The 23,368-nt window shown below is 69.7% G+C and carries 22 protein-coding genes; 4 read left to right on the forward strand and 18 right to left on the reverse strand.

What is annotated here, in order from left to right; translation table 11 throughout:
* The first annotated feature begins 22 nt into the window (after positions 1-22).
* Together OG219_RS03740 and OG219_RS03745 are read left to right on the forward strand one after the other, a co-directional pair.
* A complete protein-coding gene (locus OG219_RS03740) occupies positions 23-685 on the forward strand; it encodes an O-methyltransferase (protein ID WP_266822810.1) in 663 nt (220 codons plus the stop codon).
* Between the two features lie 88 nt (positions 686-773).
* Positions 774-1,730 (forward strand): alpha/beta hydrolase, encoded by a 957-nt coding sequence (locus OG219_RS03745; RefSeq protein WP_266822812.1) that lies wholly within the window; start codon positions 774-776, stop codon positions 1,728-1,730.
* A gap of 153 nt (positions 1,731-1,883) precedes the next feature.
* Here OG219_RS03745 and OG219_RS03750 read toward each other — a convergent pair whose 3' ends face one another.
* The 5 genes from OG219_RS03750 to OG219_RS03770 form a co-directional block, all read right to left on the reverse strand.
* Positions 1,884-2,954 (reverse strand): Ldh family oxidoreductase, encoded by a 1,071-nt coding sequence (locus tag OG219_RS03750; RefSeq protein ID WP_266822814.1) that lies wholly within the window; start codon positions 2,952-2,954, stop codon positions 1,884-1,886.
* 20 nt (positions 2,955-2,974) lie between these two features.
* Positions 2,975-4,684, reverse strand: a complete 1,710-nt coding sequence (locus tag OG219_RS03755; protein WP_266822816.1) for a thiamine pyrophosphate-dependent enzyme — start codon at positions 4,682-4,684, stop codon at positions 2,975-2,977.
* Between the two features lie 13 nt (positions 4,685-4,697).
* Complete coding sequence (locus OG219_RS03760) at positions 4,698-5,558, reverse strand: amidohydrolase (protein WP_266470371.1); 861 nt, start codon at positions 5,556-5,558, stop codon at positions 4,698-4,700.
* 132 nt (positions 5,559-5,690) lie between these two features.
* Positions 5,691-6,899, reverse strand: coding sequence for an L-2-hydroxyglutarate oxidase (gene lhgO / locus OG219_RS03765; protein WP_266822818.1), 1,209 nt, complete (start codon positions 6,897-6,899; stop codon positions 5,691-5,693).
* Between the two features lie 29 nt (positions 6,900-6,928).
* A complete protein-coding gene (locus tag OG219_RS03770) occupies positions 6,929-8,374 on the reverse strand; it encodes an aldehyde dehydrogenase (protein WP_266822820.1) in 1,446 nt (481 codons plus the stop codon).
* A gap of 236 nt (positions 8,375-8,610) precedes the next feature.
* On the opposite strand from OG219_RS03770, the gene OG219_RS03775 reads away from it, so the two are divergent.
* The gene (locus OG219_RS03775; protein WP_266822822.1) at positions 8,611-8,898 is read left to right on the forward strand and encodes a putative quinol monooxygenase; all 288 of its coding nucleotides are present in this window, start codon (positions 8,611-8,613) and stop codon (positions 8,896-8,898) included.
* 56 nt (positions 8,899-8,954) lie between these two features.
* On the opposite strand, the gene OG219_RS03780 is transcribed toward OG219_RS03775, so the two are convergent.
* From OG219_RS03780 to OG219_RS03835, 12 genes are all read right to left on the reverse strand, one after another.
* Positions 8,955-9,995, reverse strand: coding sequence for a methionine synthase II (cobalamin-independent)-like protein (locus tag OG219_RS03780; protein ID WP_266822824.1), 1,041 nt, complete (start codon positions 9,993-9,995; stop codon positions 8,955-8,957).
* A gap of 2 nt (positions 9,996-9,997) precedes the next feature.
* Entirely contained in the window at positions 9,998-10,477 is a 480-nt protein-coding gene (locus tag OG219_RS03785) for a heme-binding protein (protein WP_266822826.1), read from the reverse strand.
* Entirely contained in the window at positions 10,474-11,259 is a 786-nt protein-coding gene (locus OG219_RS03790) for an alpha/beta fold hydrolase (RefSeq protein WP_266822828.1), read from the reverse strand. Before OG219_RS03790 ends, OG219_RS03785 begins: the two co-directional genes overlap by 4 nt.
* A gap of 49 nt (positions 11,260-11,308) precedes the next feature.
* Complete coding sequence (locus tag OG219_RS03795) at positions 11,309-11,680, reverse strand: VOC family protein (RefSeq protein WP_266822830.1); 372 nt, start codon at positions 11,678-11,680, stop codon at positions 11,309-11,311.
* Entirely contained in the window at positions 11,677-12,447 is a 771-nt protein-coding gene (locus tag OG219_RS03800; RefSeq protein ID WP_266822832.1) for a fumarylacetoacetate hydrolase family protein, read from the reverse strand. Before OG219_RS03800 ends, OG219_RS03795 begins: the two co-directional genes overlap by 4 nt.
* A 6-nt stretch (positions 12,448-12,453) precedes the next feature.
* Positions 12,454-13,902, reverse strand: a complete 1,449-nt coding sequence (locus OG219_RS03805; protein WP_266822834.1) for an NAD-dependent succinate-semialdehyde dehydrogenase — start codon at positions 13,900-13,902, stop codon at positions 12,454-12,456.
* Positions 13,903-13,950: 48 nt separating this feature from the next.
* Positions 13,951-14,871: a VOC family protein gene (locus OG219_RS03810; RefSeq protein ID WP_266822836.1), complete on the reverse strand. Its 921-nt coding sequence runs from the start codon at positions 14,869-14,871 to the stop codon at positions 13,951-13,953.
* Between the two features lie 193 nt (positions 14,872-15,064).
* Positions 15,065-15,976, reverse strand: a complete 912-nt coding sequence (locus OG219_RS03815) for a LysR family transcriptional regulator (RefSeq protein ID WP_266822838.1) — start codon at positions 15,974-15,976, stop codon at positions 15,065-15,067.
* A 203-nt stretch (positions 15,977-16,179) separates the two neighbouring features.
* Positions 16,180-17,142, reverse strand: coding sequence for a sugar ABC transporter substrate-binding protein (locus tag OG219_RS03820; RefSeq protein WP_266822840.1), 963 nt, complete (start codon positions 17,140-17,142; stop codon positions 16,180-16,182).
* A 159-nt stretch (positions 17,143-17,301) separates the two neighbouring features.
* Positions 17,302-18,324 (reverse strand): ABC transporter permease, encoded by a 1,023-nt coding sequence (locus OG219_RS03825; RefSeq protein WP_266822842.1) that lies wholly within the window; start codon positions 18,322-18,324, stop codon positions 17,302-17,304.
* Complete coding sequence (locus OG219_RS03830) at positions 18,321-19,862, reverse strand: sugar ABC transporter ATP-binding protein (protein WP_266822844.1); 1,542 nt, start codon at positions 19,860-19,862, stop codon at positions 18,321-18,323. Before OG219_RS03830 ends, OG219_RS03825 begins: the two co-directional genes overlap by 4 nt.
* A gap of 38 nt (positions 19,863-19,900) precedes the next feature.
* Positions 19,901-20,464: a carboxymuconolactone decarboxylase family protein gene (locus OG219_RS03835; RefSeq protein ID WP_266835992.1), complete on the reverse strand. Its 564-nt coding sequence runs from the start codon at positions 20,462-20,464 to the stop codon at positions 19,901-19,903.
* Between the two features lie 232 nt (positions 20,465-20,696).
* Here OG219_RS03835 and OG219_RS03840 point away from each other — a divergent pair, with 232 nt between their 5' ends.
* Positions 20,697-21,101, forward strand: coding sequence for a cupin domain-containing protein (locus OG219_RS03840; RefSeq protein WP_266822846.1), 405 nt, complete (start codon positions 20,697-20,699; stop codon positions 21,099-21,101).
* 159 nt (positions 21,102-21,260) lie between these two features.
* Here OG219_RS03840 and OG219_RS03845 read toward each other — a convergent pair whose 3' ends face one another.
* Positions 21,261-23,267, reverse strand: a complete 2,007-nt coding sequence (locus OG219_RS03845) for a ricin-type beta-trefoil lectin domain protein (RefSeq protein WP_266822848.1) — start codon at positions 23,265-23,267, stop codon at positions 21,261-21,263.
* Positions 23,268-23,368: the final 101 nt, after the last annotated feature.

The following is a 23,368-nucleotide window of genomic DNA, read 5'->3' on the forward strand; positions in this document are numbered from 1 at the left end:
CCGAGATCAAGAAGGAGTTGTCATGACGACGCTCACCAGCGCACCGGCGGCCGACGTGCTGCGGCAGTTGTTCGCGGACGCGGCCAGGACCCAGACGGCGTTCCGTGAGCGCATGTCGAAGCTGACGCCCGAGGAACGCGCTTCCTGGGGCGCGGGCGGTCCCGACTCCAGGCAGTTCTTCCTGTCCGCCGCGAAGGAGACACACCTCGCGGTGTCGCCGGAGACCGGCAACCTGCTCTATCTGCTCGCCCGTTCCCGGTCCGCGCGGACCGTCGTGGAGTTCGGAACGTCGTTCGGTGTCTCCACGATCTGCCTGGCGGCCGCGCTGCGGGACAACGGAGGCGGCCTGCTGATCGGCACGGAGTTCGAGCCGGGCAAGGCGGCGGCCGCACGCCGGTCACTGGCCGAGGCCGGTCTCGACGATCTGGTGGACATCAGGGACGGCGACGCTCTCGACACGCTCAGCCGCGGCATTCCCGGTCCGGTCGACCTCGTGTTCCTGGACGGCGCCAAGAACCTGTATCTCGACGTACTCCGCCTGCTCGAACCCCACCTGGCGCCCAACGCCCTGGTGGTGGCCGACAACGCCAACCGCAGCCCGGAACTGCTCGAACACCTCCGCACCAGCGGGTCCTACCTGCCGACCGGCTTCGGCAACGACGTCGAGATCGCCCTGAAGGTCTGAGGGGCAGTACCGATCCCCGTGCTAGCATCGCCCCACCCATCGACAGGAATCCTGTTGATGGGCGAGACGGCTCGACGAACGGAACGGTATGTCTCTCCTCGCCCGGCCGGCCGTGGCCGCCTTCGCCGCCAAGTCGATCCAGCGCCTCGCCGTGACGGCGAGCCGGCGCTCCCAAGGCCGTGGCTCCGACACTTCCCTGCACGGCCGCTTCCCGGAATTCCCGCGCGACGCACGGGAGTTGACGGTCCCCACCTCGGTCGCTCCGGCCCGGGTCGTGGTGTACACGCCCGCAGCCGTGAGCGACGGCGGACCGCCGCCGGTGCACGTCAACTTCCATGGCGGCGGCTATGTCATACCGCTGACTGAGATCGACGATCCGTTCTGCCGCTTCCTGGCGGCGGAGGCGGGTGTGGTCGTGATCAACGTGGACTACGCCGTCGCCCCGCAACACCGGTTCCCCGCCCCGCCCCGGCAGGCCTACGAGGTCGTCCGATGGATCGCCTCGCACGGAGACGAGCACGGCTGGGACGGCAGCAGGCTCACCGTGGGCGGGCAGAGCGCCGGTGGCGGTCTCGCCGCGGCCGTCGCCCGCCAGTCCCTGGAGGAAGGCGGGCCTTCGATCGCGCTCCAGGTCCTGCACTACCCGCCGCTGGACCTCGTGACCAGCGCCAAGGACAAGCGCGCCGCCATCGCCAAGCCCATGCTGCGCCCCTGGATGGCGGAGATCTTCGACAACGCGTACGTGCCGGACCCGCGCGAGCGCGCCGACCGGCTGGCGTCCCCCGCCCATCCGTCGGACACCGCGGACCTCAAGGGCATCGCCCCGGCCCTGGTGATCACGGCGGAGTTCGACCTCCTCAAGTCGGAGGGCGAGCGCTACGCCGAGCGCCTGCGGAAGGCGGGCGCGCTGGTCGAGCACCACGACGTGCCCAAGGCCGACCACGGGTACGACGGCCAGAACGACGAGAAGGCCCGGGCGGTCTACGCCCTGATCTCGCGGCAGGTGCGGCGGGCGGTCGACTCCGAGGCACCCGAGGCCGGTTGAGAGTCGACCGGTCGACGCCCAACGTTGAACGGGCCCGGCGGGCGCTTCGGTTCGGACCTGGCGGACGTGGCGGCCGGGGCGACCGCCCCGCACAGCGGACGCCCCTGCCACCTGTCCCTCCGTCCCCCTTCGCGGAGACCTGGTGAGCCCTGTTTATCGGGGCTCGGGCGGTGTGACGCCCAACTTCTCGGCGCTCTCGATCAGTTCGCGCCACACCTTCGGCGCCACGGGTACCCCCTTTTCGGCACGCTCCACGGCCACGGCCGCGCTGCGCTCGCCGGGGTAGAACACGCCCGCCGCGTCGTCCGCCGCCGGGAGGGCCTTGAGGGTGCTCAGCGTGGCGTCGACGGCGGCGGTGAAACCGTCCGTGTCGCCGAAGGCCGCCGGGTCGATCGCGATCAGCAGGGCGTTCTGTCGGTGCTTGCGGCCCTGGGGGTCGTCCGAGTGGAAGGCCGCGAAGATCGGTGCGCCGACGAGCACGCTGGTGAGCAGCTCGAAGGCGAGCGACATGCCGGACCCCTTGACGCCGCCCAGCGGCAGCGGCATGACCGCCAGCGCGGGGTCGGTGGTGGGCGTGCCGTCCGCGGTGGCCGCGGCGCCCTCGGGCAGCGGGGTGCCGCTCGCCTTGGCCTGGCGGATCTTGCCCAAGGCAATGGTGGCGGTGGCCATGTCGAGCAGGAGCGGTGCGTGACTCTCGGCGGGCACGGCGATGGCGAGCGGACTGGTGGCGACGGCGGCGCCCTTGACCCCGGTGTAGCCCATGTTGGGCATCCCGGCGACGAAGCCGATGCCGACCAGGCCCTGTTCGGCGATCTTCGAGACGTAATAGCCGATGGCGCCGGTGTGGACGGTGTGGCGCACTCCGACGGTGGCGATGCCGGTCGTCCTGGCCCGCGTCACCGCTTCCTCGGCCGCCGCGGTGAGCGCCACCGGGCCGGGTGCGCGGTCGGCGTCGAGGACGGCGGCGGCAGGCGTGCTGGACTCCAGCTTGATGTCGGGCTCGGCGTTGGCCACACCCTTGGCGAGCAGCTCCAGGTAGGCCGGGATGCGTGCGGTGCCGTGGGAGTCGACGCCGCGCTGAGCGGCCCAGACGAACACCTCGGCGGTGGTGCGGGCGTGCTCGGGGCTGAGGCCGCCCTTCTCGAGGAGGGCGGCGCCGAAGGTGCGCAGGTCCTCGGCGGGGACCAGGACCTTGCCGGGCTTGGGGGTCGGTGTGTCGGTCATGGTGGCGGGTGCCTCCTGGATCAGCGGGTGACGAGGACGTCGACGACTGCGGTAGTGCCCTCCGCCACGGCCTTGAGCGCACGCTCCAGGGCGGGGGCGAGCGCGTCCGGCGCGTCGACGGTCTCGGTGTGCATGCCGAACGGCTCGGCGAACTGCGCGAGTCGGGGCAGCCGGTGCAGGTCGGTGCCGAGCCACTCGCCGGTCTCGGCCGCCGCGCCCTCGGGGTAGAACCTGCGGTGGTTGAGGTTCATCGACTTGTAGACGCGGTTGTTGAAGACCACGATCAGCAGCGGCAGTTCGTACGCGTTGGCGGCGTCGTACGACTGGATGACCGGGTTGTACGTGAACGCGCCGTCGCCGATGGTGAGCACCACGGGCCGCTCCTTGGCGGCGAGTTTGACGCCGAGCGCGACCGCCATGCCCTGGCCGAGCCCGCCCTGCACATAGAAGTACGAGTCGGGGTCGGAGGTCTGGACATGGCGCTTGACCACACGGCTGTGCGTGATGGTCTCGTCGACGACGATCGCGTCCCGGCCGTCGAGGAGCCCGCGCAGGGTCGCGGCGACGAGCACCGGGTCGATGCCCTCGGCCTGCGCCGCCTTCGCCTCGGCCGCGACGATCGCGGCCTGCTCGTCGGCGTGCCGCTCCTCCTGCGCCGCGCGGCGTGCGGTGACGGCGGCCACATCGAGATCCTTGGCCCGCTTGGCGAGCTGGCGCAGGGTGTTGGCGACGTTTCCTTCCAAGTACCTGTCCGCGAACAGGACTTGGTAGACGACGTGCGGGCGCTGCGGCACCTCGTCGATGACGACGATCGTCGCCTTGGAGGGCCGGCGCGAAGGCGGGTAGAACGGAGCACGGCAGTTGACGAGCAGAATCAGGTCCGCCTCGTCCATCCACGGCCCGATGTCGCTGCCGGCGTGCAGCGGGTGGGTGCGCGGGAAGTTGCCGCACACCGCCGAGTCGGGCTCGACGACCGGGATGTTCCACGCCTCGGCGAAGGCGACGAGCGCCTCGAAACCACCCTCTTCGCGGCCCGACGTCTCCGTCACGATCACGGGGTTGACGGCCTCGCGGATCAGCTGGGCGACCGGGTCGACCTCTTCGGGCGAGCTGTGGGTGGAGCCCGGCGGGACGATGGGCTTGGCCTCGCGGCCGTCCCAGTCCTCCAGGAGGATCTCCAGCGGGATGTTGAGGTACGCCGGACCGGCCGGCGCCCGCCAGGCCAGTTCCGCCGCCCGCGCGATCATCGTGGGCAGGGTGTGCACGCTGGCGGCCTCGTTGGACCACTTCGTGAACGGCTGGGCGATCTGGTGCGGGCCGCCCACGATCGACAGGTTGCGGTACCACTGGCCGCCCGGGTCCTGCCCAGGACCGTCGCCGTACGTGGTCGACTCCGAGGAGGTGACCACCATCGGGACGCCCGCGAGGAGCGCACCGTGCACCGCCATCGAGCCTTGCAGCAGGCCGGGGGCCGCGTGCAGCAGCACGCCCTGCGGCCGCCGCTTGACGAGTCCGTAGCCGGTGGCCATGCCGACGGCGACGGTCTCGTGGGTGAGGTCCAGGTACTCCGGTGCGGGCTCCCCGTCCCGGTGGCGCCGGGCCAGGGACTCCCAGACCGGGGCCCATTCGGACCCCGAGGAGCAGAAGATGTAGTCGGCGCCGACGGCGTTGAAGGCGGAGACGACGGCGTCACCGCCGTCGGCGCCTGGCGTGTTGTTGGTGTCCGTCATCTCAGGTGTTTCCTCAGCCCTCGATCGGCCAGTCAAGGACCTCGCTGATGCCGCGGCCCATGATCCATTCAAGCTCTTCGGGCGTGAAGTCGTAGTGCTTGGTGAACTGCTCGACCGTGTCGGTGTACGTGATGCCGTGGCCCAGCAGGCGCGTGATGTCGGTGCCGTAGAAGCAGCGCTCCGGGCCCATCTTGTCGACCATCTCGCGCACGTACTGCTCGATGTTCTTGTTCGGGAAGGGCTGCGTCGAGTAGCCGGGGAGAGCCGAGACCTTGACGTAGATGTTGGGGTGCTTGGCCAGGTCGGCGGTCTCCGCGACCCAGTAGCCGATCGCGTCGTCGACGCAGCGGGCCATGATGCCCATGTGGTCGATGATGATCTTCAAGCCGGGGTGCTTGGCGGCGATCTGGCCGAGCTCACGCTTCCAGATCGGGGCGTGCACCATGGTCGGGACGGCAAGCTCCTCGGCGACCGGCCAGTACCAGTCGTTGGTGCCGTCGATCATCCAGTTGCGGTCCTGCGGGCGGTGGAAGGTGAGCCGGGTGCCCTTGATGTGCGGGTTCTGCGCGAAGTCCTTGAGCATCGCGGTGCCCTCGACCTCGTTGTCCTGCGGGACGCGGGCCATGATGCCGAAGCGGTCCGGGTGCGCCTCGCACGCCTCGAGCGCGTAGTCGATGCGGTTGCCCTCCCAGGAGGGGGGCAGGATCAGCGCCCGGTTGATGCCGGCCTCGTCCATGAGCTCGAGGGCCTCCTCGTAGGAGAAGGCCTCCTCGCGGTGCCCGTTGAGGCGGATGCGCTCACGCGCGCCCGGGACCCAGGGGCGGTCCGGGGTCTCTTCCTTCCAGATGTGGATCTGGGTGTCGACAACGAACATGTCTTCGGCCGTTTCTCTTCGACAGGGGTGGCGGGGTGGTGCGGATGGAACGCTAGGCGGGCGTGAGCCCTTTGCAGAGACCTGGGGATGCAAGCAGTTGTTGCGCGAAAGTCCGCTGTACGCAGGGCATTCTCAGGTTGCGGAGACGTCGCCGAAGACGGCGCCGACGATGTGCTCCGCGATCGCCATGGAGGCCGTGGCGGCAGGCGAGGGCGCGTTGCGGACGGCGGTGATCCGGCCCACCTGGTGGATGCGGAAGTCGTCCACGAGCGTGCCGTCCGGGTCCAGGGCCTGGGCGCGTACGCCGGCCCCGCCGCGGACCACGTCCGAGACGCCGACCCCGGGGACGTACAGCTTGGCGTCCTTCATGAAGGCCGCCTTGGACAGCGAGCCGCGGTACTCCTTGATGCCGGTCCGCCAGTGCTGGGCCGCCATCCTCCAGGAGCCGGGGTAGGCCGCGAGTCCGGCGAGGTCCTTGAGCGAGACCTTGCTGAGCCGGTAGCCCTCCCTGGCCAGTGCCAGGACGGCGTTCGGGCCGACCTCGACCGAGCCGTCGACGCGTGGAGTGAAGTGCACGCCGAGGAAGGGATAACGCGGGTCCGGGACCGGGTAGATGAGCCCGCGCACCAGGTCAGTGCGCTCCGGTTTGAGGAGCATGTACTCGCCCCGGAACGGGATGATCTTCGGGGCCTTCTTGTCCTGGGCGAGCCCCGCGACGGAGTCCGACTGCAGGCCCGCGCAGAGGATCAGCCGGTCGACGCGTACCCGGTCCTGTCCGGAGGCCACCTCGATCCCGCCGGGGACGTTGGTGATGGAGGTGACCTGGAAGCCGAGCCGCACCTCGCCGCCCGAGGCCTCGATGTCCTTGGCGAACTCCCGGGCGATCGCCGGGTAGTCGGTGATCGCGGTGCGCGGGGAGTGCAGTGCCGCGATACCCCCGGCATGGGGCTCGAGCTCCTTGATCTCCTCTTTGGAGACCTTCCTCAACTCGGGCACGTGGTTGTTCCTGGCCCTCTGGTAGAGGTTCTCCATCCGGCCCAGCTCGTCCTGGCGCACCGCCATGACGAGCTTGCCGATCTCCGCGTACGGCAGTCCGCGTTCCTGGCAGTACTCGCGCAGGATGGACACGCCCCGCACGCACAGGTCCGCCTTGAGGCTGCCCGGCGCGTAGTAGATCCCCGCGTGCACCACGCCCGAGTTGTGCCCGGTCTGGTGGACGGCGACCTCCCGCTCCTTCTCCAGCACCACCACTCGGGTGCCGGGGCGACGCAGGGCGATCTCGCGGGCCGTGGCCAGCCCCACGATGCCGGCGCCGACGATGCCGATCGTCTCGTCAGCCATCGGCATCCTCCTTTCCTTGCAGCGGCCCGTCAGCCGAAGTGGATGGCGACGGTCTTGACGCGCGTGTAGAAGCGCAGGGCTTCCTCGCCCTGCTCCTTGAACGGCGATCCGGAGTCCCGGAAGCCGCCGAACGGGTGATGGACGTCCCAGCCGGAGGTGGTGGTGTTCACCGCGACCTGGCCGCACTCGGCCTCTTCGGCGAACCGGTGGGCGGCGCCCAGGTTCTGGGTGAAGACGGCGGCCGCGAGGCCGAAGTCGGAGTCGTTGACCGCCTCGACGGCCTCCTCGAAGGAGTCCACCGCGCGCAGCGCGACGACGGGGCCGAACACCTCCTCGTGCCAGATGTCCGCGTCCGGCGTCACGTCACCGAGCACGGTCGGGTTGACGTAGCAGCCGTGGCTCAGCGCCTCGTCCTTCGGCTGGTCGCCGCCCGCGAGGACCGTGGCGCCCTGCTTGACGGCGCGCTCGATGTCGGACAGGACGCCGTCGCGCTGGCGGGCGCTCACCAGCGGTCCCATGGTGGTGCCCTCGGCGAGACCCGGGCCGACACGCAGGGCGGCGGCCTCGGCGAGCAGCCGCCTTGTGAACTCCTCGTACACGGACCGCTCGACGATCACCCGGCTGGTGGCGGTGCAGCGCTGCCCGGCCTGCGCGAAGCCGGCGGCCGCTACGGCCTTGGCGGCGGCGGTGAGGTCGGCGTCGGCGAGGACGACGGTGGCGTTCTTGCCGCCGAGCTCGCCCTGGAAGCGGACGTTGCGGCTGGCGAGCTGGGCGCGCAGGGCCTCGCCGACCTCGTTGCTGCCGGTGAAGGTGAGCGCGGCGAGGCGCGGGTCGGAGATCAGCGCCTCGGAGATCTGCGCGCCGCGGCCGGTGATCACGTTGAGGACGCCGGCCGGCAGGCCCGCGTCGTGCAGGGCGCGGGCGAAGTGCAGGGCGGCCTGCGGGGTGTCGGTGGCCGGCTTGAGGAGGGCCGCGTTGCCTGCCGCGAGGGTGGGCGCGAGCTTGCGGGCCGGGGTGATGAGCGGGTCGTTCCACGGGGTGATCGCGAGGACGATGCCGATCGGCTCCCGTTGGAAACTGGTCCGGGTGTCCGGGCGTACGTCGTGCACCAGCGTCCCGTAGCCCTGACGGGCGATGCCCGCGTAGTACTCCAGGAAGTCGGCTGCCTTGATCGTCTCGACGGTGGCCTCGGCGCGGGTCTTGCCCATCTCGGTGGCCAGGTCCTCGGCGATCCCGTCGACGCGCTCGCGCAGCAGCCGGGCCGCATCTGTCATGATCCGGGCGCGCTCGAAGGGGCTGGTGCGCTTCCAGACGGCGAAGCCCTGCTCGGCGTGGTCGTAGGCGCGGGTGACGTCGGCGGCGCTCAGTGCGGGGACGCGGGCGACGGGGGTGCGCAGGTCGGAGGGGTCGTGGACTTCGATCCACTCGCCGGTCGCCAACCACTCTCCACCGGAGAGGGTTTCCAGGGTTCGCATTGAAGATCACTTCCTTCGTCCGCCGCGGTGCGGGTTCCGCGGTCTGCACAGGCAACGGCCATACGGGCCGAATGCGACAACACACCATGTCGGGGCGTTGCCACCAGCCCCGCGGCGGCAGTCATTGCTTGCGCCACGCGCGGGTCGGCGGGCGGGTGTTCCGTGCTGGAATCGGCAGGCCGGACGGCATCTTCGACGCCGTCCCCCGAGCCGTAAGACCCGTTAGGAGAGAACAGATGGCCTACGCAGTCGTCGCCCACTACAGGTGCGAGCCCACCGACGAGGCCACGGTGCGCGCCGCGCTGCTCAAGATGCGCGAGCACACCCGGGGCGAACCGGCGAACCTGGCGTACGAGGTGCACGCCGAGGCCGACCAGGAGGGCAGCTTCGTGCTGTACGAGCAGTACACCGACCGCGCCGGTTTCGACGCGCACGCCGCCGCGGACTACTTCGCCGAGCTGATCGTGGCCACCGTGCGACCGCTGCTGACCGAGCGGACGGTGACCTTCGCCGAGGTGCTCTGAAGGTGCCTGCACGCCCCGGCCGGGAAGCGCATCCGCGCTTCCCGGCCGTCGACGTCTCAGAACTCGTTGCCCCAGCAGTAGCGGGCGAGGGTCTCCACCAGAACCAGCTTGAGGCGCTGCTCCTCGGTACTCAGCAGCGGACGTACGGCCAGGTCGGCGAAGCCGCGCGAGGGCGAGATCGCCATGTCCTCCAGGTCCTTGACCTCGGCGGCCGCGTCGATGCGGGCCATCACCTCGTCGATGCCCTCCAGCTCGGGCACGGTCGCGTCCACGACGCCCAGGCACGCGTCCCGGTCCTCGGGCATGGCCTTGAGCAGGTCGACCTCGGCCGCCGTGCCCTTGTCGTACGGCAGGATCCAGCGGTCGGCGGGGATCTCCCCGTACAGCCGCTCGGCCTTGGCCCGGTCCACCGCGGCGGGGGCCTCCCAGCCGGGGCAGACGCCCACTCGTACTCCTTCGGGCCGCGCGTCCAGCCGTACCGCCAGCGCCTCGACGGCCAGCGCGTCCTCGAAGGAGAGCGCGCCCACGCCGGCGGGCTCGGTGGCCGTGTGGGCCAGCAGGAGCGGGTTGTTCAGCTGGATGAGGCGGACGCCCCGGGAGACAAGGAGTTCGATCTCCGCGTTGATGATCTCCGCCAGGGCCTCGCCGAGTTCGCGGGCCGAGGAGGGACCGCCGGAACCGGCGAGTTCGGGCGCGAAGGTGGTGGCGGCGAGGTAGGCCGGGGAAGGCAGGGAGACCTTGGGAGCGATCCAGGTCAGGTCCGCCAGCTTGCTCGCCGAGTCGGCCGCCAGGGGGTGGTTGGCCTTGGGCAGCGCCTCCGCCACCCAGCGGGAGAGGCCGTCCGCCGTCTCCTCGTCGGTACGCCGGAAACCGGAGACGGCGTCGAAGACGGCGCCGCGGAAGTCCTCGTGGAGGAAGTCCCCGTCGGTGACGACCGTGGAGCGCAGCTTGCGCTGGAAGGTCACCACGTCCTTGACCGCCTCGGTCTCGGCCGCGCGCAGGGCCTCGGGGTCGCCCTGCGCCCGCGCTGCGAGGAGCTCGGCGGGGCGGACCAGGCTGCCGTGGTGGTCGATGCGGTAGTTGAACGTATCCGCCATGATCAGACCGCCTTCTCGGTGTTCCCGGCCGGCTTGCCCGCGACGCCCCAGGCGGCGAACTCCAGCTCGTAGCCGAGGGATTGAAGGATCTCGTCGGCGATCTGCTGGTCCTCGTCCGCGGTGCCGCCGGCGATGCCGAGACCGCCGATGATCTCGCCGTCCTTCTTGATCGTCATGCTGCCCTCGGTGGCCATGATCGGCAGGGCGGCGCCGGGGAGCTGGGAGAGCTGGGAGAAGAAGACGGGCTGGCTCTCCTGCCACTTCTTCAGCATCTTGCCGGGCCGCTGCATGACGGCCGCGGTGTACGCCTTGGCGCGGGCGATGTCGGGGGTGAGCGGGCGCGCCCCGTCCGAGCGGCGGACGCTGATGACGAAGCCGCCCGCGTCCACCACGGCGACGCTCACGGCTTTCCCGAGCGACTGAGCGCGCTTGAGGGCGGCGTCGATGATCTCTTCGGCGGCGTCGAGGGTGAGGCTGCTCATGCGGCTTCCTTCTGTGCGGTGAGGGTGCGGCGCAGGCGGGCGACGGCCGCGTTGTACTGCGCCGGCGTCTCCCAGTACATGGAGTGCGGGGCGTCCGGGACGATCTCCAGGTGCGAGCCGGGCGTCAGCTCGTGGGCGCGGGTCACGGTCTTCACGCTGAGCACCGCGTCCTTCTCGCCGGCCAGGAACGCGACCTTGACGCCCGAGGCCTCGATGTCCTCCAGGGACGGGCCGTTGGTGTCGAGGTTGCGCAGGTCGGCCATCTTCGCGACGTTGAAGGTGCCCATCTGCTGGAAGAGGAAGGTGAGGTCGGCCCGCTCCTGCTGGAACCGCTTGGTGAGGAGGCGGTCGATCACGGGGAGCTTGACGGCCTCGGCGCGGTCGGCGGCGGCAAGTTCCTTCAGCTCGGGGTGGCTGATCCCGCCGAGCGAGTGGCCGAGGACGACCGAGCCGACCCGCTCGGGGCGGAGGAGACCGGCGCGCAGGGCGGCCACCGAGCCGATGGACTGGCCCACCAGCATGGCGTCGGTCAGATCCTCGGCGTCCAGGACGGCGACCACGTCGCCGGGGAAGTCCTGGCCGTCGAACTCGGGCATCGACGAGTCGGACTTGCCGAAGCCGCGCAGGTCCACGGTGACGACCGTGAACTCATCGCGCAGCGCGGCCACTTGCTGCCACCAGGCGGCGTGGTGCCCGCCGCTGCCGTGCACGAACAGGATCGCCGGACCGCTGCCGTGGCGCTCGTAGTAGATGGAGGTGCCGTCGGAGTCGGCGATGGGCATGGGGTGAACTCCTAGCGGGGCTGTGGGTCGAACTCCTGTCGGCGCGCGATCAGTTGGGGCGCTTGCCGTGCCAGACCAGCTCGATCATGGTGTGGTCGGGGTCGTGGATGTAGCAGAACTTGGACTGGTTCTCGGGCCGCTCGATCGTGCGGGTGTGCCGGATGCCGAGCTCCTTGAGGTGGGCGAGGAAGTCGTCCCAGTCGTCGACCTCGACGGCGAAGTGATAGGGCGCCATGCGCTCCATCTCCTCGACCGGGGTGAAGTGCAGGTCGAAGTTGCCGCGGGTCATCAGCACCACACGGGTGTTGGACTTGGGCATGATCCGCTTCAGCCCGAAGACCTTCGTGTACCACTCGGCGGTGCGGTCGGGGTCGGTGGTGGGGAAGTTGACGTGGTGGATGTAGCGGGGTGCGTTGCTCATGCGTGAATCCCTTCTGGATGTACGGGGTTGGACAGCACGCCGATGCCGGAGATCTCGACGTCGACGGTGTCGCCCGGCTCGATCTGGCAGGTGGACTCGGCGCCCATCCACAGCACGTCGCCCGGGTGCATGGTGATGTGCTTGGTGATCTCGACGATGTAGTCGTAGGGGTCGAAGACCATGTCGCCGGTCGGGAACTCGGAGCGGACCTCACCGTTGACGCGGAGTGTGGTCGTCTGGGCGAGCGCGTCGACGTCGGTCTCGATCCAGGGCCCCATGGGCTTGAACGTGTCGCTGTTCTTGCTGCGCCAGAACGTGCGGTCCTCGTGCTGCCAGGTGCGGGCGCTGATGTCGTTGCCGATCGTCCAGCCGAAGACGGACTTGCGCGCCTCCTCGTGGGTGGCGTGCCGCAGGGTGCGGCCGATGACCGCGACGAGTTCCGGCTCGGCCTCGAACCGGCCCGCCACCTCGGCAGGCTTCACGATGGGTGAAAGGTGCCCGGTCAGCGCGTTGTTGGCCCGGTAGCCCACCTCGGGGCGGCTGGGCACCTGGGCGCCGGCGTGCGCGATGTGCCGCGGGTAGTTGAAGCCGACGGCGTAGAACACGGGCGGGACGACGACGGGCAGCCAGGTCGCGGTGGCACGTGACACCGTACCGAGGACGGTGGGGTCCCCGACGAGCGGGGACTCGGACAGCAGCTCGATGTCCTCCTCCCCCACGCGGCCCCACACCGCTCGTCCGCCGACCGAGACACGGGCGTATCGCATGGCGCCTCAGCCCGCCAGCAGGTGGGAGACGCGCTTGGTGACCAGATAGGCGTCCAGGGCCTCGGGGCCGCCCTCCCTGCCGTAGCCGCTGTCCTTGACGCCGCCGGAGGGGGCCTCGCTGACGGAGCCGCCGCAGTGGTTGACGGAGAGGATTCCGGCCTCCAGTTCGCGCACCAGTCGCTCGGCGGTGGCGGCGGACTCGGTGAAGCCGTAGGCGGCGAGGCCGTACGGCAGCGCGTTGGCGATGGCGAGCGCGTCGTCGAGGTCGCTGAAGGGGACGATGGGCGCGATCGGCCCGAACGGCTCCTCGTGCATCAGGTCCGCGTCCGCCGGTACGTCGGTCAGGACGGTCGGCGCGAAGAAGTAGCCCGCGCGGTCCAGGCGTGCGCCGCCCGTGCGGACGGTGGCTCCGCGGCTGACGGCGTCGTCGGTCAGCCGCTGGATGGCCTGGAGCCGGCGCTCGTTGGCGAGCGGTCCCATGGTGGTGCCCTCCGTCAGGCCGTCGCCGACGACGATCGCCTCGGCGGCCTTCACGAACTCGGCGGTGAAGTCCTCGACGAGGCTCTCGTGGACCAGGAAGCGGCTCGGCGAGGTGCAGACCTGTCCGGCGTTGGCGAACTTCGCCTGTGCGGCGCGGCGCGCGGCCCTGGCCGGGTCGGCGTCCGCGCACACGATCACCGGGGCGTGGCCGCCCAGCTCCATCAGGGAGGGCTTCATGACCTCACCCGCGGCGGCGGCGAGCAGCTTGCCCACGGGGACCGAGCCGGTGAAGGCGACGAGGCGGACGACCGGGGAGGCGATCAGGTGGGCGGAGACCTCGGCCGGTTCACCGAAGACCAGGTTGAGGACACCGTCGGGGAGTCCGGCGTCCACGAAGCAGCCGACGAGGGCCGCGGCGGTGGCCGGGGTCTCCTCGGAGGCCTTGATGATGATGGAGCAGCCGGCCGAGAGCGCGGAGGAGATCTTCCGCATCGGCCCGCCCGCGGGGAAGTTCCAGGGGACGAAGGCGGCGACGGGCCCGAGGGGTTCGCGGCGCACGGACAGCAGCGTGCCGGGCGCCGAGGGAATGATGCGGCCGTAGGCGCGGCGGGCGTCGTCGGCGTGCCAGCGCAGGGTGTCCGCGACGCGGTTGGCCTCTCCGACCGCCTCGGCGAGGGGCTTGCCCTGCTCCAGGGTCATGATCCGGCCGACCTCCACACTGCGCTCCTCCAGGAGGTCGGCGGCGGCGTGCAGGATGGCGGTTCGCTTGACGATGGGGGTGTCGCGCCAGGTCTTGAAGCCTTCGGCGGCGGAGTCGAGTGCGCGGTCCAGATCGGCGGTGGTGGCGAGCGGTACTTCTCCGATCGCCTCCTCGGTGGCCGGGTTCACGATCGGGGCGGTGCGTCCGGTGCCGCCTTGGCACCACTCGCCCGCTATGTACATGCGGACGGCGGGGTAGCCGTGGTCGGTGGTCATCAGTGGGTGCCCTTTCAGGCCGGCGAGCGAAATGAACAGGGGGCTGGGTCAGGAGGCGGGGGCGTCCTGCTGGTCGCGGTTGGTGCGCAGGGCCCAGATGTGGTGGGGCGGCGTGGTCTCGTGGACGCGGGTCTCGTAGGTGTCGTCGACCCGGTCCATGTCGGCGGCGTACTCGACCCGCCCGCCGCAGGGCGCGTGCACGAACCGGAAGACGTTGGAACCTACGGTGTGGCGGCCGAGTCTGCGTGCCTCGCGCCAGCCCTGGTCGATCATGTAGTTGCCGCCCTCGATGACGTCGTCGAAGCCGGGCACCTCGTACGCGATGTGGTTGACGCCTGCCTTGTCGGGGCGGTGGCACAGCAGCATCGTGTGCTGGTCCTCGTCGCCCGGTGCCTGCATGAAGACGCCCATGGGCTCGACCACGTCGGTGGGCCGGAAACCGAGGAGCTCCACGTAGAACCCGACGGCTTTCTCCCGGCCCTCCTTGGGGATGTTGAGTGCCACGTGGCACATCCGCAGGGGGTGGACCCGGGTGATCGCCTCCAGCGCGGTGTTCCAGCGGTTGACGCTGCCCAGCGCGTTGGCGGGGCGCGGGGTGACGGGCGCGGACTTCGGCCGGGCCAGGGTCAGGCCGACTCCGAAGCCGGTCTCGTCCACGGTGTGGAACACCCCGGCGGCGTCCTCGCGAACGGCACGGTCACGGCCGACGGCCGCCACCAGCCGCTCCAGCTCCTCCGGGGTGTCGACGCCCCACACCACCTCACGGAGGGTGGGGCCGCCTTCCACCGGGGGCGGCAGTAGCGGGCCGGGGTCGGTGTCCAGGTGGAGCGTCTGGCCGGTGAGCGTCTCGAAGACCGCGTACTCGTCGGTCCTCTCCACCAGGAGCAGTCCGAAGTCGTCGAAGAACCGGGCGCATTCGCCGAGGTCGGCGATGCTGTAGGTGACCGATTCGATTCTCTGGATTCCCATGGATTCCTCGCTTCGTCGCAGAGCACGCCTGCGGGACTTGTACGGTCACCTACTCCCGGCGATCGTAGATTTGCGGCCAAGGCGGTCTCAACAGCCTTGCCGCGCAGGCATCGCAAACGTTTCTTGCACGCCCGGTCGTTTGGTGCGGGCAACGGTCGGGCAGGGTCAGGTCACTTACCGGCCATGGATCAGGTCACTTGTCGATCACCGGAATGGGATTGCTTGAGAACCACTCGGTGAGGAAGTCGAGAAATACGGTGATTTTCCTGGGAGTCGCCTGACCGGGACCGTAAATTGCGTAGAGTGGGCGGTCGGGTACGGCGAGTTCGGGGAGCAGGACCTTCAGCGCGCCGGAGATGAGGTCGTCGTAGGCCGGGCGCTGCGGCAGCAGGGCGATGCCACGGCCGTGCACGGCGGCCTTCTGCAGAGCCAGGTAGGAATTGGACGAGAACGCCACGTTGCGGATCTTGTGCAGCGTGGAGGCGTGGCCGTGGCCGATGCGCCACACGGGGTCGTTGACGTGCACGAGGCACTCGTGGAGCGCGAGGCCGTTCGGCTCGTTGAGCGGGCCCTCCCGGTCCAGGTATTCCTTCGACGCGCACAGTACGAAGGGCAATGAGGCGATCTTTTTGAGCCGGACGCTGGAGTCGCGCAGGTCCCGGGTGTGGAAGGCGACGTCGAATCCGCTGTCCAGGAAGTCGTAAGTCCGATCGGACATTCCGCCGAGTTCGAAGCGGACGTGAATTTTGGGGTGCGCCGCCGAGAATGCGGCGATGGCATCCCCGAGATCGAGACTTCCTATCCACTTGGGACAGATGATGCTGAGCGTGCCTTCGGCACGGTCATGGAGATGGGCGATGCCCGCGTCCTCGGCCTCGATCTCGTCGAGTATGCGCGCCGCGAATTCGGCGTACCGCTGGCCCGGCTCGGTAAGGCTCACCGAACGGGCCGTGCGATTGACCAGACGGACGCCTACCTGCCGTTCCAGTTCGGCCACGTGCCGCGACACGAGCGAGCCGGAAGAGCCCAGCTTCTTGGCGGCTCCACTGAAGCTGCCGACCTGCGCGACGGTGACGAAGCTGTGCATGAGGAGCAAGCGGTCCATGATTCCTCCGGAGACCCCCTCCCGTCAGCCCGAGACCGGAGGGGGAGGGTGCGTGGGTTCGCCGGCCGCCGGAATCTCCTTGATGGGGTCCCCCGCTCAAGGGATTCCGAGAGCGGGGGAGGCACTACCTAGAACATTGCGGCGCGGCGAGTATTGCGGCTCGGACGCGGTGAGACAGGCACCGTTTCCCGATGGGGCCCCGACTACTTGGGGCAGTACTGGGGCGCCTCGCTCAAGTTGTCCTTGGTGACCAAGAGAAGAGGAATGTTGGCAATTTTGTCAACTGTCTTGTCCTTGTTCAGCAGCGCGATCGTGTTCTTGACCGCGGTCTGGCCGATCGTCATCGCCGAGTTGGCCACGGTGGCGGAGAAGTCCCCGCTCTTGACGGCGGCCAGCCCCTCGTCGGTCCCGTTGGTGGTCACGATCTTGACGTCCTCGGCACCGGCGGCGTCGAACGCCTTGCGTACGGCGAAGCCCATCTCCTCGTTGGCGACGAAGGCGTAGTCCAGGTCGGGGTTGGCCTGGATCATGTTCTCGGCGACCTCCTGGGCCTTGACCGGGTTGAACATGCCGGGCTGGTTGGCGACCACCTTGGCGTTCGCCGGCAGGCCGGCCTTGAAGCCGCCCACGAGTAGGTCGGAGGCGGCGCCGGGGGCTCCCGCGACGATGCCGACCTTGACGTCCTTGCCGGCGGCGTCCGTCCCTATCCAGCCGGCGTCCAGCGCGCCGACCTTCTTCAGGTCGACCTTGGCGACGCCCAGGACGTCCGACATGTCGTCCGTGGCCACGGAGGTCAGGAAGATCGGGATACCGGCGGCCTTGGCCTTGGCTATGTCGCCCTCGAGGGCGTCGACGTTGACGGTCTGGACGATCAGCGCGTCCACATTCCGGGAGATCATGTCCTCGATGTTGGAAAGCTCGGTCCCGGCATCCTGCTTGGAGTTGGCCGAGTACACCTTGGCGTCGTCCGTCTTGGCCTGCGCCTCCACGGCCTTCAGCAGACAGCTGTGGAAGTTGGTGTTGGCGCCGTTGACGAAACCGAGGGTGACCGAGCCGCCGGCGGCGCCCCCGCCGTCGTTCTCCGTGCCGCATCCGGACAGGACCAGCGCAGCGGCGCCGACGAGGGAGGCCGCGGCGGCGCGGCGGTGGCGGGCGGTGGGCTTCATGGGGTTGGCCTTTCCTGCATCGTTGAAGAGAAGGGGTGGTGACACGGATGTGGGGGCGCGCGAAAGCTGCGGGGGATGCGCAAGATCGATGTGCGCTCCTGGTCGGCGCGGCACCGGCGGACGTCCCTGGTCCCCGGCGCCGAACGGCCTGACGCGGCGCTAGTGGCCCGGCTCGGACTTGCGCTGGAACTCGTTGACGATGGCGGCGACGAGCAGTACCCCGCCGGTCACGACGTACTGGTAGTAGCTGTTGACCTCGAGCAGGTTGAGGGCGTTGGCGACGACGCCGAGCAGTACCGCGCCGAGGGCGGTCCCCACGACGGTGCCGCGGCCGCCGGCGAGCGAGGTGCCGCCGATGACCACCGCGGCGACGGCCGTCAGCTGGGTCTGCAGGCCGCCGGTGTTCGGGGCGGCGGCGCCGAGCCGGGAGAGCAGCATCAGCCCGGCCAGGCCGGCGAGGGCGCCGGCGAGCGCGTACAGGGCGAGCTTGCGTGCGGGGACGTTGATGCCGCTCAGTCGGGCCACATGCTCATTGCCACCCATCGCGAAGGCGTCGCGTCCGAAGGTCGTGAAGCGCATGATCAGACCGATCGACACGAGCACCAGCAGGGCCACGATCAGCAGGTACGGGATGCCGAGGAACTTGGAGTTGCCCAGGGCGGACATCTTGTCGCCGATAGTGACGCTCTCGCCGTTGAGGACAAGCAGGGCGACGCCGTCCAGGAGCATCGCGGACGCGAGGGTGGCGACGAACGGAGCGACCTTGGTGTAGGTCACCACCAAGCCGTTGACCAGGCCTATCGCGGTGGCGAGCAGCAGGCAGAGGACCACGGTGACGAACGTGGACTGGCCGCTGTGCAGCAGGGTCGCGCCCACCGACACGGCGACGGCCGCGTTGCTGCCCATGGAGAAGTCCATGCCGCCGGCGGTCATCAGCAGGGTCAGCCCGCCGGCGATCACCGCGGTCACGCTGATCTGCCGCAGCACGTTGATCAGGTTCTGCGAGGTGGTGAAGGAGTCCGCCTGGAGGGCGGTGAACAGTGCCACCAGGACGAGGACGACGATCAGTCCGCCGTGCGGGATCCGGAGCAGGGCCTGGGGCGTCAGGCGGGACGCGGTGCGCTCGGACCTGGGCGAGTCGGCCACGGCGTCCGGGGAGGCGGAGGGGGTCTTGAGGCTCACTGGGGTTGACCTCCGAGGGCGGTGGCGACGAGTTCGTCGCGGGTGATGTCGGTGATGGCGTGTTCGGCGACCGCGCGCCCCGCGCTGACGACGACGACACGGTCGGCGAGGCGCATGACCTCCTCGGCGGAGGAGGAGGCGAGCAGTACGGCCACGCCGCGTGAGGCGAGGTCGTCGACCAGGGTGTGGATGTCGGCCATGGCCGCGACGTCCACCCCGTTGGTGGGGTCTTCGAGGAAGCAGGCGACCGGCTCGGTCTCCAGCCACTTGCCCAGCAGGACCTTCTGCTGGTTGCCGCCGGACAGCGCGCCCACCGGCGGGTTTCCGGCGAGGGCGACCACTCCGTAGCTGCTGCGCCGCGGTGCGGCGCGGCGGGCGAGTTCGGTACGGCGGTGCAGCCTGCGCCGCGCGAAGCGGTCGTCGGCCAGCATCAGGTTCTCGTCCAGGGACATGCCCTGGACGAGGCCCAGGCTGCGGCGGTCACCCGTGACACAGCGCAGACCGCTGGCGAGCGAGGCCGGCACCCGGCCGAAGGGCACGGACCTGCCGTCGACGTGCAGTTCACCGGCGTCCGGGCGCTGCCGGCCGGACAGCAGGTCGAACAGCCGCGACTGCGCGTCGCCCGCGGGCCCGAGGACGGCGACGATCTCACCCTTGCGCACCTCGACGGTGAAGTCCTGGATGGCCCTGCCGTGGCTCAGACCCTGTACGACGAGACCGGCCTCGTGCTTCGGGGCGGGGCGCTCGGGGCGCTGCGAGACCACGTCCCGGCCGACCATGCTCCGTACGAGCCCTGCCTGGTCCATCTCGGAGGCCGGTGCGCTGCGCACCACTCCCCCGTCCCGCAGGACGGTGAGGCGGTCCGCGACGGCCATGACCTCGTCGATGTAGTGCGAGATGTAGACGACGGCGACGCCGTCGTCGCGCAGGGTCCGCACCAGGTCACGGATCTGGTTGGCGGCCTCCGCGCTCAGGCAGGCGGTCGGCTCGTCGAGGATCAGGATCCGGCCGCCGCGGCGGACCTCGCGGGCCACCTCGACCATGGTCTGTTCGGCGACGGTGAGCGAGGCGGCGGTCCGCTCCACGTCGATGTCGATACCGAGGCCGGACAACGCCTTCCTCGCCTCGTCCCGGACCGCTTTCCAGTGCACGGTGCCGCGCCGGGTGGGCAGATCGCCCAGCATGACGTTCTCGGCGACGGTCAGACCCATGGCCAGTTCACGGCGCTGGGGTACGCAGGCGATGCCGAGCCGGCGGGCCTTGCGCACGGTCAGCCCGGACTGCGTGTGCCCGTTGACCTCGATGGTGCCGCCGTCGGCCTGGTGGACCCCGGAGAGGATCTGCACCAGCGTCGACTTGCCGGCTCCGTTCATGCCCATCAGCGCGTGGATCTCGCCGGGGTACAGGTCGAGGTCGACGCCCTTGAGCGCGGCCGCCCCGCCGAAGTTCTTGGTGACGCCTCGTACGCGGAGCACGGCCTCGGCCGGCACGCCGGCGCTCTTGGCGGCCGTGGGCGCGGCCGGTTTCCTGGGGGTCACGGCGGTACCTCCCTGCGTGTTCCGGGCGGTCGGGGCTGTCACGGCTGCGGCCGGTCGCCGTCGGAAACGAGACGCCCGTAGCCGCGGATGTCCGGGAACGGGGGTTCCTTGTCGGCCTGCAGGTCCACCTGGAAGGTGTTCAGACACATGCCGAGCATGGTGAAGTTGCCGAGCGCGCCGATGGTGTCGACCAGGCCCTTGGAGCCGAAGTGCTCGTGGGCTCGGGCGAAGGTCTCGTCGGAGACGAAGTGGTCCTCCAGGATCTCCCTGCAGAACTGGTAGAAGGCCTGGTCCGCCTCGTTGTCGAAGACCGCCTCGCGCTTCTCGGCGACGGCCTTGACCGCGGCCTCCGGGATGCCGGCCTCGATCGCCTGGTGCACATGCGCGTTCCAGGAGTACTGCGCGTCCCAGTTCCGGGCGGCCATCAGCAGCGTGAGTTCGCGCAGGTGCTTGGGGAGGCTGCAGTCGAAGCGGGCGAAGGCACCGAGGGACTCCGCGCGTTCGCACATCTCCGGGCTGTGCAGCCAGACCCGGAACGGGCCGCGTACGGCGCCGCGCCGGCCGGCGATGCGGGCGGCCAGTTCCTGCTGGCGCGGATCCATCTCGTCATCGGTGAGAACGGGGAGCCTCATGTGGCCGATACCTGCCTTTTCTTTCCGGCGTGTTTCAGGCACGTACTGGGAAGCCGTGCGACGCCGCCGACGGTACAGCCGGGTTCGGGAAGCTCACCCACCTCGGAATGCAAGGTAAACCTGCACGCCGGAGGGCACCCATTCACGGGGACGCGACCTAACGTCGTTGAGCGCACCACCGTGAACTGGAAAGGAACTCCGAGTGAGCACGATCATCAAGGCCGCGTCCGTCCGCCGGCTCGACCGAGGCGGCGCCGTCGTGTCGACGCCGCTGATCACCACGACGTCGGCGGGCGGGGAGAACCGGATCACCAGCGGGATGAGCGTGTACCCGGTCGGTTCCGGGGCGCCCATGCACTCGCACAACTGCGACGAGCACGTGACGATCCTCGAAGGCGTGGCGGAGGTCGTGGTCGACGGTGAGGTGACGAAGCTGGAGCAGTTCGACACCACCTACGTTCCGTCACCGATTCCTCATCTCTTCAGGAATGTCGGTGACAGTCCTCTGCGCATTCTGTGGGTCTACACGTCGGGGTTGGTGACGCGTACGTTCACCGAGACGGGCGTGACGGTCGAGCACCTCTCGGATCAGGACCAGATGGGCTGAGACGGGTGATGCGGGGCGGGCGGCTCTTGCGGTGTCCTGGCGGTGACCGTAACCGGCCACCCAGGTCGTCAGCAAGATGTGAAGCACAATTGTTGACTATGTGCGTCCACCCTGGCCGTCCCGCCCCGCAGCACTGGATATGCCGAGGTCAGCGACCGGTCAGTTGCGGGTCCACTGCTGGTTCGCTCCCCCGTTGCACGTCCACAGGTCGATCAGTGTCCCGTTGGCGGTGCCGGCGCTGATCGCGTCGAGGCACAGCCCCGAGACGTTGTTGGTGATGGTGCCGTTGGCGTTGACCGTCCACTTCTGGTTGGTGCCGCCGTGGCAGTCCCAGATGACGACGCGGGTGCCGTTGGCGGTGCCGCTGTTGTAGGCGTCGAGGCACTTGTTGCCGTAGACGACGAGTTCGCCGCGCGAGGTGTACGTGAACGTCTGGTTCTGGCCTCCGCCGCAGTCCCAGAGTTCGGCCTGGGTGTTGTTGGTGATGGTGCTCTTGAAGAAGTCGAGGCAGCGTCCGGAGCCGGTGCCGACGATCGCCGTGCCGTTGGTGCCCGGGATGGCGCGGACGGCCACGGCGTCGATGTCGGGTGCGGTACCGGATGTCCCGAAGGCCAGTGTGTTGGCCCCCTTCGCCAGATGCGCCAGGACGGAGACCGTGCGGTAGGTGGTCGACGACCCGGTGGGCGGCAGGGCGAGCGTCTGCGTGTACTGGCCGTTGACCTTGAAGGTCGCCTTGCGGGCTGTGGAACCGGAGTTGGCGTAGCTGATGTCGATCAGCTTCGTGCCCGCGTTGGCCGCGGTGACGCCGGTGAACGTGGGGGTCGTGGCCGAGGTGGTGTCCTCGTACGTCGTCCCGGCGCCCTCCGTGCCGGAGACGGTGAGCAGGACGGCCTCCCCTGCGGGAACGGCGGCGGTGTAACTCGTCGCGTACGAGCCGACGTTGGACGCCGACCACACGTTGCGCACCGCGGCAGAGGCCGTGGTCAGCCCCAAGTCCTGCCAGCGGGCGGTGATGTTGGCCGCCGCGGACGTACGGTTCAGCAGCAGGACCGCGCGCTTGCCGGTGCCGGAGAGGATCTTGCTGTAGACCTGCAACCCCGTGCTGTCCTCGGCGACTTCGACGCCCTGCAGGCCGCGCGCGTCCTGGTCGATCGCGATGACCTCGGAGTTGGTGAGGATCGAGGCGGTCGAAGCGCTCATGGTGGCAAGGTTGTTGCCCGCGAGCAGCGGCGCGCCGGCGATCGCCCACAGCCCCATATGGGTGCGGTTCTGCGCGGCGCTCAGACCGCTCATGCCAACCGTCAGCATGTCCGGGTCGTTGTAGTAGCCGGTGTGCTGGGCCGCGGGGTGCAGGGACTTGTCGAAGTTGGCCAGGATGCCGGCCATCGTCGGGTTGCTGGGCCAGAAGACGATGTCGGTGCTGGTGCGCCACATGTCACCGGTGCCCGCAGCCCAGTTCCAGGGGTTGCCCGTGCCCCACTCGCACAGCGACAGCACGAGCGAGCGGCCGGTGACGGCGGTCGCGGCGGCGTTGGCGTTGCTGATCGCCTTGTACGTCGTCTCCTGGTCGAGGCCCTCGGCGTCACCGCCGCACCAGTCGACCTTCACGAAGTCGAAGCCCCAGTTCTGGAAGGCCTCCAGGTCCTGCTGGTTGTGGCCCTCCATACCGGTGTTGGGCGCGGCGGGCACGGTGTCCGGGGTCGGGTAGTAGTAGCCGCAGCCGTTCTTACCGGCGTCGGTGTAGATCCCGGCCTTGAGGCCCTTGCTGTGGATGTAGTCGGCGATGGCCTTCATCCCGCCGGGCCACTGTTCGGTGTCGACAGTGATGTTGCCCGCGCTGTCGCGGGTGCCCACCCACCAGCCCTCGTCGATGTTGACGTACTTGTAGCCCGCGGCCGCCATTCCCGAGGACACGAGGGCGTCGGCCTGGGCCTTGATCGTGTCGAAGTCGATGATGCTCGCGAAACTGTTCCAGGAAGCCCAGCCCATCGGTGCGGGGTTGACCCCGATCTGATTGGTGCTGACGGCGGCCGGCTCGGCCGCGAGCGGCTCGGCCGACCGGCCCAGGCCGGCCAGCCCCGCTATGGCGAGACACAGGACGGCACACTGGACGACCGCACGTCTCAAGAGGCGCCTGAGACGCGCGGTGTTCGAAATAGTGGACATGCGGCTCTCCCTTGAGCGGTTTGTTCGCAGAGTCGAACAAAAGTCAACGAGACTCGCCATATGGCAGCGCCTCGTCACGAGCACGTCAAGTCCCTGAACCA

The organism is Streptomyces sp. NBC_00038 (assembly GCF_026343635.1).
GTDB lineage: Bacteria > Actinomycetota > Actinomycetes > Streptomycetales > Streptomycetaceae > Streptomyces.